The sequence below is a fragment of the Polaribacter sp. genome, assembly GCF_049276715.1.
Classification (GTDB): domain Bacteria; phylum Bacteroidota; class Bacteroidia; order Flavobacteriales; family Flavobacteriaceae; genus Polaribacter.
Genome location: NZ_JBASWY010000044.1, coordinates 105,293 through 124,153, shown reverse-complemented (window position 1 = coordinate 124,153; position 18,861 = coordinate 105,293). Strand labels below are relative to the sequence as shown.

Genomic DNA, 18,861 nt, shown 5'->3' with positions numbered 1-18,861 from the left:
ACTTTAAAAATTATAAGTAGCATTTAATAAGAAATTTCTTGGTGCTCCAGGGCCTAATCTTGATGGATTTAAACCTCCTAACCAATACGTTTCATCAAATAAATTATTTACTTTAAGTGTTAATTGCATACCAGTATTGCTAGGTTTGTAATAAATTGCAGCATCAAATACGGTATAAGAAGGTAATAATACTCTATCAGTTGCATATGTTGGGTTGTACCAAGTGTATCTGTCACCTATAAACTGTGTACCTAAACCTATTCCAATTCCTTTTAAGGCTTTGGTTATAAAATCATAACGACCCCAAAAATTGGCATTATGTTTTGGTGCACCACCAATTCTTTGTCCAATAAACTCTGTTATTGCATCTTCTACTATTTCTGCATCTGTAAATCCATAAGAAGCTGTTAACTGAAAGTTTGATGAAATATACCCAGATACATCCATTTCAAAACCTCTACTTCTTTGTTCACCTCTGGTTGTTAAGTTGTCTAAATCATAAGTATCTCCTAATAAAATATTTTTCTGAGTGATATCAAACAAAGCAAAATTTGCAAATATTTTACCATTCATAAATTCACCTTTAGCACCAATCTCTTTTAAAGTACTTTCTAATGGATCAAATCTTCCTGGAGATGCAGCCCAAAAGAAACCTTCTGCAGTTGGAGATAATGATACCGTATTTGTATGTGGTTGAAAACCTTCTAAATAGGTCGCATAAGCACTTATTTCGTCTGTAATTTCATAAGTTAAACCTAGTCTTGGAACAAATGCACTTGTTTTAAACTTTTGTTCATCACCTTCATAATTAAATATATCTGTAAACCACTCATACCTTAAATTTAATAATGCAGAAAATTTACCAATTTTAAATTGATTTTGAAGATAAATACCATCAGACGTAGTTAAATTTGCAGGTAAATATTGTGATAGATTAGAAAGTGCATAGTTACTGGTATCTCTAGCTCCATTAAATGGGTTTTCTAAATCAAAATAAGCTCCTGCTGGCATTGGCACTGTAACACCACCTATGGTTGTTTGAACATAATTACCTGGATTCGTAGGGTCATAATTTGCTTGCCCTCCACTTACGGTTAAATATCTTCTAGCTCTAAACCAACCAGCACCTTTTTTTCTTTCCCAACGTGTTGCATCGTAACCTATTAAGAGTTTATTAGTGAAATTTTCGTTAATGATATCGTAGTTAAAATAGGCGCTAAAATTATTTGTTTCCCAAAATTGTTGTCTTTCATCATATCTCAATCTTGCAAGAGTAGTAATTACATTACCATCAATATCAACCATTGATCCTCCAACTCTATGTTCTGCCAAATCTTCATCCCAAGTTTGTTTCATATACTGGGCATTAAAACCAAAGTTGTCGCTAAACTTTTTGCTGAAGCTAGCCATAAACGTAAGTTCTTTGGTTTTGTAATGATCGCTTGATGCACCAACATTCATTGTTATTGGAGTGCTATTGAGATCATATTCACCATTAATAGAGCCAAAAATAGGTTGTCCTCTATCTAGATTACCTTCAGAATTATTATAAATCATTTCAACGTTAAGTGAAGTAGATTCATTAGGTATATAACTTAAAGAAGGCGCAAATAAAATAGCATTGTTATTTACAACATCTCTAAAAGAATCAGCATCTTGATAAGCAGCATTAAAACGATATAATAAAGTTTTTTCCTCATTCAGAGGGCCTGTAAAATCTGCAGTTGTTCTTAAAGTTCCAAAACTTCCAGTAGTAAAACTGATAGAACTTCTTTTTTTAGCTAAAGGTTTTTTTGTTACCATATTTACTGTTCCTCCAGGATCTGCACTAGAAAAAGTAATAGAAGAAGGTCCTTTGATAACTTCTACACGCTCTAAATGAGAGGTGATTGGTTGTAAAAAATAATACTGACGCGTACGCATACCATTTACTACCTGTCCATCATCAGCTTGAGTAATTCCACGAATATTATAATGGTTATATAATCCAGTAGCTGTAACATTACTTACTGTTTTTACTGCATCTACTAATTGAAATGCTAAACGATCATCAATAAGTTCTTTAGTTACAGTACTCACTGCTTGTGGTAATTCTTTATTTTTAATAGCTATTTTGGTAGCGGAAAAAGAATAATCACTATTGTAATCTTTTCGAGTTCTACCAACAATTTCTATAGATTGTAAAGATTCTGAAGATTCTGAAAGTGTTATACTACCTAAATTGAAATCTTCATTTGTTTTAATATCAACAGATTTTGTATAGGTATTAAAACCAATAAATGTTATTTTTAAATTATAAGCTCCTTTTTCTTTTAATTGTATACTAAAGTTTCCATCAATATCTGTTGATGTTCCTTGTTGTATTGAATTGTTCTTTTTTATTGTGATGTTTGCTCCTAAAATTGGATTATTATTTTTATCTAAAACTTTTCCTGCAATTTTGGATTGAGCAAAAGTGATTTGTACTGCTAAAAATAGTATTGCAAATATGATGTTTTTAAATTTCATTATTTGTTATTTATTATTGTTTGAGTTTAATTAAATTGTTTTTATGTATAAATCTTGAAGTTCTTGAGCAGATATTTTTGAGGTTTCAGTTACGTGAACTAAACTGCCTTCTCTCATTATCCCAATTTTTGACCCTATATTTACAGCATTAAAAATATCATGAGTAGCCATAAGAATACCAACACCATCTGCGGATAATTCTTTACATACTTTTGCAAATTCTACTGATGCTTTAGGATCTAAACCAGATGTTGGTTCATCCATTAAAATATAAGAAGCATTTTTAGCCAAAGCAATTGCAATACCTACTTTTTGACGCATTCCTTTAGAGTAGGTGCTCAGCTTTTCTTTAAATGCATTTGTTTGCAAATTAGCTTTAGCTAAATACTTTTCAAGTTCTTGTTGACCGTATTTAAAACCTGCTAATCGACTAAAAAAATCTAAATTTTCTAAACCAGATAGATTGCCATATAACTGCACAATTTCTGGTATGTAAGCAATGGAGTTTTTAGTAGCATTATTTTCTGTTACAGAAATATTATTTATTAATGCCTTGCCAGAACTTGGTTTTAATAAACCTAAAAAAATATTAATAGTCGTAGTTTTACCTGCTCCATTTTGCCCTAATAAGCAAAAAATTTCACCTGGAGCTACAGAAAAACTTAATTCATTCAGCGCTATTTTTTCATTATAGTGCATAGAAAGCATTTTAGCTTCTAACATAAAGATGTTGTTTTATAAAATTGTGGATTGTGTTCTTTAAAATGAAGAACAGTATTTTTTAGCATTTTAGAATAAATACTACATACAAAGAAACAAACCAAATGTAACAACTGAACTCAATAATAAGCTTTTTGAAAAAAAGCGTAATTATAGTCTAGAAATTAAAACTGGATCGTTTTTTTTGTATTAAGAAATTTGATAAGGTGGTGCTCTAGATTGTTTTTGATAGAGTATAAGAGGAATAAAATGTTCTTCTTGTTGTGAAATTTTATTTGTAATAAACTGGGGTGTTATTATTACATAATTAACAATTTTGGATTCCTTTAAATCCATATCCAAATAAATATTACAAATATCACATAATTCATTTGAATTTGATTTATCATCAGTTTTAAAAACTAAAGAAGATTTTTCTGATTTTTCATCAAAATGATGTTTGTCTATATGATTAAAATTATGCAGAAGAGCAACAAGATGTGTCATAAAAATGACAATCACTAAAAAAGTACTTATTGTTCCTTTAATATTTTTCACGGAGCAAATATAAAATTATTTTTAATTTTTCTAAATTATTTTGGTGCAAAACCAAAAAAAATCGGAAATTAATCCGATTTTTTAAATTTGTAAGTGGGTAAGTTCTTATAAATCAAAACGATCTAAGTTCATCACTTTAGTCCAAGCTTTTACAAAATCATTTACAAAACGCTCTTCACCATCATTTGCACCATAAACTTCAGCAACAGCTCTTAATTCTGTATTAGAACCAAAAATTAAATCTGCACGAGTTCCGTGAAATTTCATAGCACCTGTAGCTCTATCTCTACCAATAAATTCTTTTTCATCTGCGTTTGCAGCTTTCCAAGTTAAAGAGAAATCTAAAACATTAACGAAGAAATCGTTGGTTAAAATACCTACCTTATCCGTGAAAACTCCGTTTTTAGAACCATCAAAATTTGCTCCTAAAACTCTTAATCCACCAACTAAAGCAGTCATTTCTGGAATAGAAAGTGTTAGTAAATTAGCTCTATCTACTAATAAATCTTCAGCAGCAACATCTAATTTAGGATTCATATAGTTTCTAAAACCGTCTGCTATTGGCTCTAAATAGCCAAAAGATTCTAAATCTGTTTGTTCTTGAGAAGCATCTCCTCTTCCTTGAGTAAAGTTAGCTGAAATTGAGTAGCCTGCTTTTTTTGCGGCATCCTCTACAGCTACTGTTCCACCTAAAACAATTAAATCTGCCATAGAAACTGTTCCGTTAAATTCTTTTTGAATTCCTTCTAAAACAGTTAAGACTTTGTTTAGTTCATTCGGATTATTTACTGCCCAACTTCTTTGTGGCTCTAATCTTATTCTTCCTCCGTTTGCACCACCGCGTTTATCTGAACCTCTATAAGTAGAAGCCGAAGCCCAAGCGGTTTTAACTAATTCTGAAGTAGATAAATCAGAAGCTAAAATCATTTTCTTTAAAGCATCAATATCAGCATCGCTTAAAGTGTAATTTACTTTAGGAATTGGGTCTTGCCAAATTAATTCTTCTTTTGGTACTTCTGGACCTAAATATCTATCTATAGGTCCCATATCTCTGTGTGTTAATTTATACCAAGCACGAGCAAAAGCATCTTCAAATGCCTTATGATCTTTATGAAAACGTTCTGAGATTTCTCTATAAGTAGGATCCATTTTTAAAGCCATATCTGCAGTAGTCATCATCAAGGCTTGAGTGCCATTTCCTCCAGCAGCTGGTGCTTGTTTGGCATCAGCATTACTTGGTGTCCATTGATGAGCACCTGCAGGACTTTTCGTTAATTCCCAGTCGTAATTTAAAAGTACATCAAAATAATCAGCATCCCATTGTATTGGGTTTGGTGTCCAAGCCCCTTCAATTCCACTTGTAATGGTATCATCTAAAACACCAGATTTAAAAGTGTTTTTCCAACCAGTACTCATTTCTTCGATAGATGCTCCATGTGGTTCAGCACCCACATATTTTTCTGGGTCTGCAGCACCATGCGCCTTACCAAAAGTATGGCCACCTGCAACTAAAGCTACAGTTTCTTCATCATTCATGGCCATTCTACCAAACGTTATTTTAATATCATGTGCAGATTTTAAAGGATCTGGTTCTCCATTTGGTCCTTCAGGGTTCACATAAATTAATCCCATATGTACAGCTCCAAGATGTCCTTCTAAATCTCCATCAGAAGTATCATATCTTTCATCATTATCTAACCATCCTGTTTCACTTCCCCAATAAATATCTTGTTCTGGTTCCCAAACGTCTTCTCTTCCTCCTGCAAAACCAAAAGTAGGAAAGCCCATAGATTCTAAAGCGCAGTTACCCGCTAAAATCATTAAATCTGCCCAAGAAATTTTATTGCCATATTTCTTTTTAATGGGCCATAATAATAAACGAGCCTTGTCTAAATTTCCATTATCAGGCCAGCTATTTAAAGGTGCAAAACGATGCGTTCCTGAACCAGCTCCTCCTCGTCCATCACCAACTCTATAAGTTCCTGCACTGTGCCAAGCCATTCGTATCATAAAGCCTCCATAATGCCCATAATCTGCTGGCCACCAATCTTGAGAATCTGTCATTAAATGAATAACATCTTGTTTAAGTTCATCATAATTTATGCTATTAAAAGCGGCTGCATAATCAAAATCTTCTCCCATAGGATTAGATTTTGGTGCGTTTTGACGTAAAATATTTAATTTTAATTCATTGGGCCACCAATCTCTATTACTAGTTCCTCCACCAGCTGATTTTTTTTGACTTCCACTCATAAATGGACACTTGGCTGTGTCTCCATTTATGTTATAATTTCCATTATTGCTCATTGATTGCGATTTTTATTGGACTCAAAATTACAATAAAATTTTAAATAATTTTTATCTATAATTCTTATTTTAAAATAAGTAAAACTGATAGTCTTTGTGGTAAATATGTGATAATGGAAATTAATTTTTTTTAGGTATCTATAGATACATAGAAATTCTGCCAAATGAAATAAACAAAAAAATACCTCAAAAATGGTCCAACATTTTTGAGGTATTTTGCTATCCTAAAGAACTTTTTACTTAAGCCTTAGTTTCTGAGTTTGTCTCTGGTTTTTTAAAACCTTTTTTAATATTGATTGTAAGTTCGTTTTTAGTTTCATCTAAATCCATAGAAATAGTATCACCTTCAGTGAGTTTAGAATTTACAATTTCTTCTGCCAAAGCGTCTTCTATGTATTTTTGAATGGCTCTATTTAAAGGTCTTGCACCATATTTTTTGTCAAACCCTTTATCAGCAATATAATCTTTTGCCTTTTCACTCAGCTCTAAAGTATAGCCTAAATCAGAAATTCTTCTTAACAGTTTCTCTAATTCAATATCTATAATAGAATGAATATCTTCTCTTTCTAAAGCGTTAAAGACAATTACATCGTCTATTCTATTTAAAAATTCTGGTGCAAAAGATTTCTTTAAAGCTCCTTCAATTACAGCTTTTGCATTTGCGTCTGCTTGTTCTGTTTTAGATGATGTTCCAAAACCAACTCCACCACCAAAATCTTTTAATTGACGCGCACCAATGTTAGATGTCATGATAATTATGGTATTTCTAAAATCAATTTTTCTACCTAAACTATCCGTTATAAAACCATCATCTAAAATTTGTAACAACATATTAAATACATCTGGATGCGCTTTTTCTATTTCGTCTAAAAGAACTACAGAATAAGGTTTTCTGCGAACTTTTTCGGTTAATTGACCACCTTCTTCATAACCAACGTAACCTGGAGGTGCTCCAATTAAACGTGAAATAGCAAATTTTTCCATGTATTCGCTCATGTCAATTCTAATTAAAGAATCGTCTGAATCGAATAATTCACGCGCTAAAACTTTAGCTAATTGTGTTTTACCAACTCCAGTTTGCCCTAAGAAAATAAAAGAACCAATTGGTTTATTAGGGTCTTTTAAACCCACTCTATTTCTTTGAATTGCTTTTACAACTTTAGTTACAGCCTCATTTTGTCCAATTACCTTTCCTTTTATTAATTGAGGTAATTCGTGCAATCTATGGCTTTCTGCTTCAGCAACTCTATTTACAGGAATTCCTGTCATCATAGAAACTACTTCTGCAACATTGTCTTCTGTAACAATTTCTCTGTTTAATTTAGAATCTTCTTCCCATTGTTTTTGAGCTGAATTTAAAGCCAGTTCAATATTTTTTTCATCATCCCTTAACTTTGCAGCTTCCTCATATTTCTGACCATTAACCGCTTTTGTTTTTTTGTCTCTTATTATCTCTAATTGTGCCTCTAATTCTAAAACCTGTTTAGGAACTACAATATTTGTAATATGAATTCTAGAACCTGCTTCATCTAAAGCGTCAATTGCTTTATCAGGTAAGTACCTGTCTGTCATGTATCTATGTGTAAGTTTTACACATGCTTCAAGGGCTTCTTCTGTATAATTTACATGATGGTGCTCTTCGTATTTGCCTTTAATATTTTGTAATATTTGAATTGTTTCTTCTACAGATGTAGGATCTACAATCACTTTTTGAAAACGACGTTCTAAAGCGCCGTCTTTTTCTATATTTGTTCTAAATTCGTCTAAAGTGGTTGCTCCAATACATTGTATTTCTCCTCTTGCCAAAGCTGGTTTTAACATGTTAGATGCATCTAAAGAACCAGTTGCACCACCTGCACCAACTATGGTATGAATTTCATCAATAAAAAGAATAATATCATCATTTTTTTCAAGCTCGTTCATTAAAGCTTTCATTCTTTCTTCAAACTGACCTCTATATTTTGTGCCAGCAACTAGGCTTGCCAAATCTAAAGAAACAATTCGCTTATCAAATAAAATACGAGATACTTTTCTTTCTACAATTCTTAAAGCTAAACCCTCTGCTATTGCAGATTTACCAACTCCTGGCTCTCCAATTAACATTGGATTGTTTTTCTTTCTTCTACTTAAAATTTGTGAAACTCTTTCAATTTCTTTTTGTCTACCAACTACTGGGTCTAATTTCCCATTTTCTGCCAGGAATGTTAAATCTCTACCAAAATTATCTAATACAGGAGTTTTAGATTTTTTAGCTGTGGTAGGTTTTTTTTGCTCAAAAGGATTCGATTTCTCAGAAGCATATTCATCATCTGAAGGAGTTTCTGCAATTGGGTTCAAAGGCAAATCTACATCTACAATCTTGTCATCAACATGCAACTCTTTATATAGGGCTTTTGCTTCATCATAATTAACTCTATATTTTTGAATTAACTTCGTTGTTGGGTCATTTTCATTTCTAAGAATACACAACAATAAATGGGCAGTATCTATAGAATCGCTTTGGTAAAGTTTTGCTTCTAAAAAAGTTGTTTTCAGTGCTTTTTCGGCTTGTCTTGTTAAATGCAAGCTCCTCTTTTCTGTACCTTCTTGCAAGGCAGGATTTGGAGGGTTTAATTGTTCTAGTTTTTTTCGCAAAAGATTTAAGTCTACATCAAATGCAGTTAATATTTCTATTGCCTTTCCTTCTCCTTTTCTTATTAAACCTAATAGTAAGTGTTCAGTTCCTATAAATTCGTGACCTAAACGTAATGCCTCTTCTTTGCTGAAGGTAATTACATCTCTTACTTTTGGTGAAAAATTATCGTCCATATTCTTTTCTTATTGATGTAAATTTAGTCCTTTTTTTTGCAAAATAATTACAAAAAAGATGCCAATATTAAAAACTGACACTTTGACTTCATATCCACAAGATAGAAAACTCTTAGAAATCAAGCAAATAAAATATAGTTAAAAATTATTAAAAAATGTTGATAACTATAAAGCTTTCATTGGCTCAAAACCTTTGTAAATATTAGAAGAAGTAGTATCTTGCCTTGTTTTAAAAAAATCAATTAATTGTAATCAGAAATATATATGGCAGAGGGTGAAAAATTAATTCCAATTAACATTGAAGAGCAGATGAAATCTGCTTATATAGACTATTCAATGTCAGTTATTGTGTCTAGAGCATTACCAGATGTGAGAGATGGTTTAAAGCCAGTTCATAGAAGGGTTTTGTATGGTATGCACGAGTTAGGGATTAAAGCTACAGGAGCTTATAAAAAATCAGCAAGAATTGTTGGGGAAGTATTAGGTAAATATCATCCTCATGGAGATACATCTGTGTATGATTCTATGGTAAGGATGGCTCAAAGTTGGAGTGTTCGTTACATGATGGTAGATGGACAAGGAAACTTTGGTTCTGTAGATGGAGATTCTCCTGCTGCAATGCGTTATACTGAGGTAAGAATGCAAAAAATATCAGAAGAAATGTTAGCTGATATCGAAAAAGAAACAGTAGATCATCGTTTGAACTTCGATGATACTTTACAAGAGCCTACAGTTTTACCAACCAGAATTCCAAATTTATTAGTAAATGGTGCTTCTGGAATTGCAGTTGGAATGGCAACAAATATGGCGCCTCATAATTTAACGGAAGTAATTAACGGAACAGTTGCTTACATAGATAATAACGATATTGAGATTGATGAGTTAATGCAGCATGTAAAAGCGCCAGATTTTCCAACAGGTGGAATTATTTATGGTTATGATGGTGTAAGAGATGCTTTTCATACAGGTCGTGGGCGAATTGTAATGCGTGCTAAAGCTAATATAGAAGAGGTTAAAGGGCGTGAGTGCATTATTGTAACAGAAATACCTTACCAAGTTAACAAAGCAGAAATGATTAAAAAAACTGCTGAATTGGTAAATGATAAGAAGATTGAAGGCATTGCTAATATTAGAGACGAATCTGATAGAAATGGAATGCGTGTGGTTTACGTTTTAAAACGTGATGCAATTCCAAATATCGTTTTAAATAAATTATTTAAATACACCCAATTACAATCTTCTTTTAGTGTAAATAATATTGCTTTAGTAAAAGGTAGACCAGAGCAATTAAATTTAAAACAGTTAATTCATTATTTTGTAGAACACAGACATGAAGTAATCGTTCGTAGAACTGAATATGAATTAAAGAAAGCAGAAGCAAGAGCACATATTTTAGAAGGATTAATTATTGCATCAGACAATATTGATGAGGTAATTGCAATTATTAGAGCATCTTCTAATGCAGATGAAGCTAGAGAAAAGTTAATGGAGCGTTTCGAATTAACAGAAATTCAAGCCAAAGCAATTGTAGAAATGCGCTTGCGACAGTTAACAGGTTTAGAACAAGACAAGTTGCGTTCTGAATATGACGAAATTATGCTAACGATTTCAGATTTAAAAGACATTTTGATAAATGAGCCAAGACGTTATCAAATTATAAAAGATGAATTACTTCACATAAAAGATAAATATGGTGATGAACGCAGATCTGTAATAGAATATGCAGGAGGAGATATGCGAATCGAAGACATGATTCCTGATACAAGTGTTGTTGTAACAATTTCTAATGCTGGATATTTAAAAAGAACAAATCTTGAAGAATATAAAGTTCAGAATAGAGGAGGAAGAGGTCAAAAAGGAGCAACAACTAGAAATGAAGATTTTTTAGAACACTTATTTGTAGGTACTAATCATCAATATATGATGTTTTTTACACAAAAAGGAAAAGTATTCTGGATGCGTGTTTATGAAATACCAGAAGGTGGTAAAAACACCAAAGGTAGAGCAATGCAAAACCTTATCAATATTGAACAAGATGATAGCGTAAAAGCATTTTTGGTAACAGAAGATTTAAAAGATGAAGACTATGTAAATAGTCATTATGTAATTATGGCTACCAAAAAAGGTCAAGTTAAAAAGACTTCTTTAGAGCAATACTCTAGACCAAGAACAAATGGTATTAATGCAATTACTATTAAAGATGGTGATGAGTTATTAGAAGCAAAATTAACAACAGGAGACAGCCAAGTTATGCTAGCCCTAAAATCTGGTAAAGCTATTCGTTTCGAAGAAGCAAAAACGAGACCAATGGGAAGAACTGCCTCAGGTGTAAGAGGAATTACTTTACAACATGATCAAGATGAAGTAATTGGTATGGTTGCTGTTAATGATACAGAAACTGATATCCTTGTAGTTTCAGAAAAAGGATATGGAAAACGTTCTAGTGTAGACGAATATAGAATTACAAACAGAGGAGGTAAAGGAGTTAAAACTTTAAATATTTCTGAAAAAACTGGTAATTTAGTAGCTATTAAGAATGTGGATGATTCTAATGATTTGATGATTATTAACAAATCTGGAATCATTATTAGAATGGCTGTAGAAGATTTAAGAGTTATGGGACGTGCAACACAGGGTGTACGTTTAATAAATATTAAAGCAGATGATAGTATTGCAGCAGTTGCTAAAGTTGTGAATGAAGATGAAGAAGAAGATGATGAAAACGAAAATGGCACGGAAATTGAAAATGATACAAACGAAAATCAGGAATAAAAATTAATTAATACATAAACAAAATGAAAAAACAAATACTAGCGATTTCTTTAGGTTTAATGACAATTGGAGTTTTTGCACAAAAAGACGAATTAAAAACCATAGAAAAAGCAATTAAAAAGGAAGACTATAAGCTTGCTAAACAAACACTTGCAACTTTGGAAGCAGCAGAAGCAAATGTTGAAGAAAAATATGAAGCTTGGTATTACTTTTTAAAGGGGTCAGTTTACAGTAAATCTGATGTAAAAAAAGCAGCAGAGGCCTATAATAAATTATTTGAAGTTGAAAAAGCTTCTGGAAAAGCTAAGTATACTTCAGAGGCAGAACCAGTTTTAAATCAATTAATTCAAACAGTTTCTAAAAGAGCCATAGATTTCTATAATAATGACAAGGATTATAAAAATGCTGCTGAGAATTTTTATTTAACGTACCAGTTAAGCCCTAATGATACCTCTTTTTTATATAATGCAGCAGTGAGTGCATCATTAGCTAAAGAATATGACAAGTCTTTGGAATACTATAAAAATTTACAAGATTTAGGCTATACAGGTATTACCACTGAGTATTTCGCAGTTAATAAAGAAACTGGAGAAGAAGAAAATTTAGGCACTAAAGAAAATAGAGATGCTGTTGTTAAGTTTGGGCAATATTCAAATCCAACAGAGCAAAACTCTGAATCTAAACAAGCTGATATTGTGAAAAACATTGGTTTTGTATTAATTGCTTTAGATAGAACAGACGAGGCTATTGTTGCGATCCAAGAAGCTAGAAAATCAAATCCTAAAGATTTAAATTTAATATTGAATGAAGCTCAATTATATATTAAGCTTGAAAAAATGGATAAGTTTGGTAAGTTGATGGAAGAAGCAATCGCACTAGACCCAAATAATCCAATATTATATTTTAATCTAGGTGTTGTAAATCAAAACGAAAATAAAATTGATGATGCAATAAAATATTATAAAAAAGCAATTGAGTTAAAGTCTGATTATGGAGATGCTTACATGAATTTAGCAATAGCAATTTTATCTGAGGAACAACAAATTGTTGACGAAATGAATAAAAGTTTATCTAACTTTAAAAAATATGATGAGTTAGAGAAAAAACAAAAAGAATTATACAAGAAAGCATTGCCATATTTAGAAAAAGCAGATGAAATAAAAAGGTCTGAAGATACTGTAAAATCTCTATTAAATATATATGACAATCTTTTAATGACAGAGAAAGCAGATGCTTTAAGACCAGTTTATAAAAAAATGATAGGACAAGATTAATTTTATAGAAAAAAGTTCTTAATAAAGTAAAAAAAACAGGCAACCTTAAGGTTGCCTGTTTTTTTTACTTTATTAAGAATAACAAGTACCTTAATAAACTGCATTTTTTAGTTGTACTAAACTGTTCGTTTGAAATCCTAAGACTATCTTGGACTTAAAACAACTCTAAATAATCTTCCAATAAAAACTAATGAAAGGCTTAAAAAAGGAAAAAATGCAAAAAAGAAAATCATGACTACTAATCCGTCGAAAATAGAATTTAAATTTCCAATACTCATTAAGTGATTTCCAGAGAAATACAAAATAACTGATGTAATTAATAGAACAAATAGCTGTCTTATGGTATCTTTATCCATAATTTTGGGGGTTTAAGGGGTTAAAAGTTTTGCTAAAGTAGTATATTTTTTTAAACTTCAAAAAGAAATTCTATTTATTTTTAATTTACAAAATATCTGATTTTATTTTTTTCCAAGTTTTTATGAGTAAAAAAGCAGCAAATACAGCTATTAAAGAGATAAAAATTGCATTAAAATAGTTGCCATAAATAAAGTAACCAGTAGCAAAAAGGCAACTATAAATAAGTACACAACCTAAAAGCATTGCCAAAATACCAGAGGGAACGCTCCAATTATCATTACTTTTTTGTTTTAAATCTTTAGAAAAAGAATCATTGAGTACTTTTTTCCATCCAGGACCACCAGGATTTGTTCTCAGATAAAAATTTTCTAAAACAATTTGATTTTCTGGTTTTGTTAAAAATGTTACTACCAGCCAAATAATTGTTGTTATTAAAACTATGATTGGAAATTTTGCCCAACTAGGAAAATATCCTTCAATACCAAAAAAAGTAGTACTTATGTAATCAGTAGAGAAAATTAATGAAATTATTCCAGAAACAATCATTGCAGATATTTCACTCCAGGCATTAATTCTCCACCAAAACCATCTTAAAATAAAAATTAAACCTGTACCTGCTCCAAACATAATTATAATATCAAAAAGTTGTTTTGCATTCTGAAGATACAAAGCAAACAATGCACTAAAAATCATTAAAATAATTGTTGATATTTTTCCGACTAAAACTTGCTTCTTTTCATCAGCATTCTTATCAATATGTTGTTTGTAAAAATCATTTACAATATAAGATGATCCCCAATTTAGATGTGTAGAAATTGTAGACATATATGCAGCTACTAACGAGGCTAAAACTAAACCTAATAAGCCACTTGGTAATTTAGTTAACATGGCAGAATACGCTAAATCATGACCTAATTTATCTTCTGAAATATTAGGAAAGGCCTCTTGGATACTTGCAATATCTGGATAGATAATTAGAGATGCTAAAGCAACCAAAATCCAAGGCCAAGGACGTAAAGCATAGTGCATTATGTTAAAGAAAAAAGTAGCACCTATTGCATGGTTTTCATCTTTAGCCGCTAACATTCTTTGTGCTATATAACCACCTCCTCCAGGTTCTGCTCCAGGATACCAAGAACTCCACCACTGAACAGACAAAGGGATTATCAATAAAGTCATAACAGCTTCAGTATTGGAAAAATCGGGTAGAATCGATAATTTATCTACAACATTTTCGTGCGTAATTAGAGCTTGAATTCCTCCAATTTCTGGTAGATTTACCAAATAATAGGCAGCTCCAATTGCTCCAGCCATTGCCGTAAAAAACAATAAAAAATCAGTGTAAACGACTCCTTTAAAACCACCTAAAGCACTAAAAACAACTGTAATTGTACCTGCATAAACTATGGTTTCCCAAGGTTGAAGCCCTAACATAATACTTCCTATTTTTATGGCAGCCAAAGTTACACCAGCCATTGCAAAAACATTAAAAAGTAATCCTAAATATAAGGCTCTAAATCCTCTTAGAAACTTTGCAGGTTTTCCTCCATAACGTAATTCGTAAAATTCAATATCGGTTTTTACATTCGATTTGCGCCATAATTTTGCATACACAAAAACGGTTAATAATCCTGTTATTAAAAAAGCCCACCACATCCAATTTGCTGATACACCATCTTTTCTAACAATATCTGTAACAAAATTCGGAGTATCTGTAGAAAAAGTTGTGGCAACCATAGAAACACCCAATAACCACCAAGGCATTGTTCTACCTGATAAAAAATATTCTGTAGAGTCTTTTCCTGATTTTTTAGAAACATAAATTCCAATAAATAAGGTGATTGCGAAAAAACTAATGACTAAAATATAATCTAAAGTACTTAAGGTTATCATCGAGTTTGGTTTTATTTTCTAAATGTAAATATGCAATATAATTATTTAATAATTACCAAATTAATTTTGCAGGATAGTGCTTTTTAAGGTATTCTTTAATGATAAAAATATCGTCTTTAGCAGTTAAATCTGGTACGTGTTCTGACAATGGAATTCCTTTAAAAGCCTTTGGAAAATCTGCAACACAATTCAAAACAACTGTAGGAATTTCCTTTTCATTTCTAACCCTATGTACAGGACAATTTTTTAAATATGGATATATTATTTTTCCATCAAATTTAAAAATATTCATGCTCACTCTTATTTTTCCATCTTTATCTTTATACTCCTCAGCTTCTTCAAAACTTGGTTTTTCAATAATTGATTTTAAATTTTTCTCGGAGTCTAAATTTAAAATAGCAAAAGAATAAATTTTTTCCAGAGAGAATTCTAAAGCATCCCTATCATAAGAAATAAAGGCATTTAAATTTTCAGTTTCTCTCATCAATTTTAGAGATTTTTCTGAATATAAATTATCGCTATTACAAACTGTGTATTGTTGCTTATTTAATTCTGAAAACTGCTCAACTGCTTGAAAAACAGCATCTGCTGTTCCAAGAGGTTTTATTCTGTTTTTTGGTATGTATTGAATTGGAAATGATATATTTAATCCATTAAAATGGTTATTTTTCTTTTCTTTTCCATAAAACTCTTTAAACAAATTTCCTTTTTCATTTATCACAATATAAATGTTTTTATAACCCGCTTTTTTTGCATTGTATAACAGATAATCCATTAAAGGTCTTCCTTCATTTCCAACACTAATCAGGCTTTTACTTCGTTCGTTTGCCTGATTATTTTCATCATCATTTACTAAGTTAGAAGTCGAAGGTTTTTTCATCCTCGAAGAAATTCCACCAGCCAAAATAATTAGATTATCGTGCATTTTTTAATTTATAGAGATTCGTTTGTTTCAAAAATTCTTGCTCCTTCATCAACAGAAACATGGTAAACATCTTTAGCACTAGCTTTTAAAATGGCTTCCATAATTTCTTTTTCTTTATTTTTAGGAGATAAAACAGCGATACTTCCACCACCACCAGAACCAACAATTTTTGCTCCTAAAGCTCCTGCTTTTAAAGCAGTATTAATCATAGCATCAATTTTAGGAACCGTTATTTTTAAAAGATTTTTTAAATAATGATGATGCTGATTCATTAACTCACCAATTTTTATCATATTTAATTCTTCTTTTTTAAACTCTATAAGAGCTTTTTTAGTTACTTCGAAATTACCAACAGCAGCCTCGAAATATGGTTTTAAATTATCATTTAGAACAGCTAAATATTTTTGTAAATCTTCTAGTTTTGAATCCTCTAATTTAAAATTTGGAAAATTACTTTTTACTTCATTAATGGCATCCCAAGAATTGGTTTTTAATCTTTTTAGCAAACCTAAAGTTTCTTTTGGAACTCCAGATTCTGCCATAATTAAACCAGTTAAAGGTGCTTTTAAAACTTGATAAGAAAATTTTTCTCCAGTTTCTAAATAGATGATGTTTCCTAAACCAATACTGTATTGATCCATTTTTCCACCTGGAGCATTAAATTCTAAAACTTCAGCTTCATAAGCAATTTGAGCTATTTTTTCTGAGGTTAGTAAATCTGCTGTTCCAAAAGCTTTTATTAAAAACTGAACCCATGCTACAATCACTGCAGATGAACTTGAGGTGCCAGCATTTATGGGAATTGTGCCTGTTATTAAAACATCATAACCAGAAGTTGGTATGCAATTGTATCTTTTTAAAACATTTAAAGCCGATTGAAAATAATCTTCCTTTTCTAGTTCCAAAATTTCTTCATCAATTTTAATGTTTCTTTTTTTATGGATGTCTGGTAAATCAATCTGAAAAAAACGAGTGTTATTCTGAACGGCATTTAAGGTAATATGTCTGTTAATTGCACATGCAATAATTGGTAAGCCTAAATAATCTTGATGATCTCCAAACAAGCATGTTCTTCCTGGAGCAATGGAGGTAAATTTTTTCAAACTGTTTATTATTTTTCTACAAATTCATCAGGAGCAAAATATATTTCTTTCTCAGTCCATCTTTCTTGTAATTTTTTTAGAGCTAATTTAAAAGTATTAAATTTTTTATTCTCTTTTTGTGTCCATCCAATTTCTGCATAAGCAGCAATTCTTGGAAAAGTTTGATAATGCATATTGCCATTTGTTGGAATCCATTCACCCCACATTTGGCAACCCAATCCAATTATTTTGTTATGATATTTTGCCTCTAATTTTTCTGGAATTGGATCAAAAGAATAGGCTTTTGAAAGTGGTAGGTTTTTATATTGATAATCTAAATAAGTGTAATTATGCAGAGAATTTACAATTTCATATCCATTACTTGCGGCTGTTTTTGCTAATTCTACATCTCCTTTCCAAAAATGCACTATGCTTTCTTTTGCTAGTTTCTGAGTAGTTTCTGTATCATTTTTATTTTGATAAAAATGTAAATTATGTCCCATAATTTCATTCCAACCCATCATTCTTTTTCCTTTACTTTGCAAGTAATTCGAAATATTATTGGTAAAATATACTTGTAAATCTGCAGGAGTTTTTAAGTTATTTTCTGCCATATATTTTTGAACAGAACTGGAAGATTTCCAATGGTTATATTTTACTTCATCACCACCAATATGAATAACTTTTGACGGGAATAATTCCATAACTTCGTCTAAAACATCTTTTAAAAACTGAATTACTCTTGGCTCAGTAACATCGTAAACATCTTTATCAACGCCGAATTTAATGGGCACTTCAAGTTCTTTTTTAGAAGTTCCTAACCAAGAATAAGAAGCAATTGCAGCTGTAGAATGTCCAGGCATTTCTATTTCTGGAACAACAGTAATATGCCTTTCTTTTGCATACAAAATAATTTCTTTAATCTGTTCTTGTGTGTAAAAACCTTCATGCGGTTCTGCAGATTGAATTGGACTTTCCCATTCTAAGGGACCAATTTGAGTGCTCTTTCTTTTAGAACCTATTTCTGTTAATTTGGGATATTTTTTTATTTCTATTCTCCAACCTTGGTCATCTACCAAATGCCAGTGAAATATATTCATTTTTAAAAATGCCATTTCATCTAAAAGCAATTTTACTTGTTCCATACCTTTAAAATATCTAGCTTCATCAAGCATAAAAGCTCTCCATTTAAACCTAGGAGAATCTTTAATTTTTAAAGTTTTTAGTTCGATGGTATTCTCGTATTTAGAATATTGTGAGTTATAAGAAATTAATTGTTTTAAGGTTTGTAAACCATAAAACCAACCTGTATTATTTTGCGCACAGATTAGAATTTCATTTTCAGAAACGGTTAGTTCATAACCTTCATCAGATAAACTTTCATCTTGTTTAAATTGAATATAATTCTTTTTTAATTCCTGAAAATTGGTTGTCGATGTTGTTAAATTAAAATCGCTTTTTAAATATTCTTGAAAGTCATTAGCAATTTTTTTAGTGTTTTCTAAAAATACAATTTGCGTTTCTTTATCAATTTTAAAAGTATTTCCAGAAAAAATAATTTCTTGTGGACGAGGTACAATATGAATTTCTTGCGATTGAATGGATTTAAAATTTAAGATTATTACAAAAAAGATGGTTAGGGTTTTTGTGAGTTTCATTTGAACAAAAATTTAATTTT

At 31.0% G+C, this 18,861-nt stretch carries 12 protein-coding genes; 2 read left to right on the top strand and 10 right to left on the bottom strand.

Going from position 1 to position 18,861, the window contains the following annotated elements:
- Positions 1–3: 3 nt before the first annotated feature.
- The 5 genes from WAO74_RS11450 to WAO74_RS11430 all read right to left on the bottom strand — a co-directional run bounded on the left by WAO74_RS11450 (position 4) and on the right by WAO74_RS11430 (position 8,880).
- Positions 4–2,508 (bottom strand): TonB-dependent siderophore receptor, encoded by a 2,505-nt coding sequence (locus tag WAO74_RS11450; protein WP_422162240.1) that lies wholly within the window; start codon positions 2,506–2,508, stop codon positions 4–6.
- Between the two features lie 30 nt (positions 2,509–2,538).
- A complete protein-coding gene (locus WAO74_RS11445; RefSeq protein ID WP_422162239.1) occupies positions 2,539–3,231 on the bottom strand; it encodes an ABC transporter ATP-binding protein in 693 nt (230 codons plus the stop codon).
- Positions 3,232–3,417: 186 nt separating this feature from the next.
- Positions 3,418–3,765 carry a hypothetical protein gene (locus WAO74_RS11440; RefSeq protein WP_422162237.1) on the bottom strand — a complete coding sequence of 116 codons (348 nt, stop codon included), beginning with the start codon at positions 3,763–3,765 and terminating at the stop codon, positions 3,418–3,420.
- 105 nt (positions 3,766–3,870) lie between these two features.
- Complete coding sequence (katG, locus tag WAO74_RS11435; RefSeq protein WP_422162235.1) at positions 3,871–6,072, bottom strand: catalase/peroxidase HPI; 2,202 nt, start codon at positions 6,070–6,072, stop codon at positions 3,871–3,873.
- A 240-nt stretch (positions 6,073–6,312) separates the two neighbouring features.
- The gene (locus tag WAO74_RS11430) at positions 6,313–8,880 is read right to left on the bottom strand and encodes an ATP-dependent Clp protease ATP-binding subunit (RefSeq protein ID WP_422162234.1); all 2,568 of its coding nucleotides are present in this window, start codon (positions 8,878–8,880) and stop codon (positions 6,313–6,315) included.
- 264 nt (positions 8,881–9,144) lie between these two features.
- Between WAO74_RS11430 and gyrA the strand changes: the two genes are divergently transcribed.
- Positions 9,145–11,652, top strand: a complete 2,508-nt coding sequence (gyrA, locus tag WAO74_RS11425) for a DNA gyrase subunit A (RefSeq protein ID WP_422162232.1) — start codon at positions 9,145–9,147, stop codon at positions 11,650–11,652.
- A 23-nt stretch (positions 11,653–11,675) separates the two neighbouring features.
- Positions 11,676–12,926: a tetratricopeptide repeat protein gene (locus WAO74_RS11420; RefSeq protein ID WP_422162230.1), complete on the top strand. Its 1,251-nt coding sequence runs from the start codon at positions 11,676–11,678 to the stop codon at positions 12,924–12,926.
- 143 nt (positions 12,927–13,069) lie between these two features.
- On the opposite strand, the gene WAO74_RS11415 is transcribed toward WAO74_RS11420, so the two are convergent.
- The 5 genes from WAO74_RS11415 to WAO74_RS11395 form a co-directional block, all read right to left on the bottom strand.
- Positions 13,070–13,282 (bottom strand): hypothetical protein, encoded by a 213-nt coding sequence (locus WAO74_RS11415; protein WP_422162229.1) that lies wholly within the window; start codon positions 13,280–13,282, stop codon positions 13,070–13,072.
- A gap of 85 nt (positions 13,283–13,367) precedes the next feature.
- The gene (locus WAO74_RS11410; protein ID WP_422162228.1) at positions 13,368–15,176 is read right to left on the bottom strand and encodes a sodium:solute symporter family protein; all 1,809 of its coding nucleotides are present in this window, start codon (positions 15,174–15,176) and stop codon (positions 13,368–13,370) included.
- Between the two features lie 52 nt (positions 15,177–15,228).
- Entirely contained in the window at positions 15,229–16,101 is an 873-nt protein-coding gene (locus WAO74_RS11405) for a sugar phosphate nucleotidyltransferase (protein WP_422162227.1), read from the bottom strand.
- Positions 16,102–16,109: 8 nt separating this feature from the next.
- The gene (locus tag WAO74_RS11400) at positions 16,110–17,204 is read right to left on the bottom strand and encodes a mevalonate kinase family protein (protein ID WP_422162225.1); all 1,095 of its coding nucleotides are present in this window, start codon (positions 17,202–17,204) and stop codon (positions 16,110–16,112) included.
- 8 nt (positions 17,205–17,212) lie between these two features.
- On the bottom strand, positions 17,213–18,841 hold the full coding sequence (locus WAO74_RS11395; RefSeq protein WP_422162223.1) for a beta-N-acetylhexosaminidase: 1,629 nt from the start codon (positions 18,839–18,841) through the stop codon (positions 17,213–17,215).
- Positions 18,842–18,861: the final 20 nt, after the last annotated feature.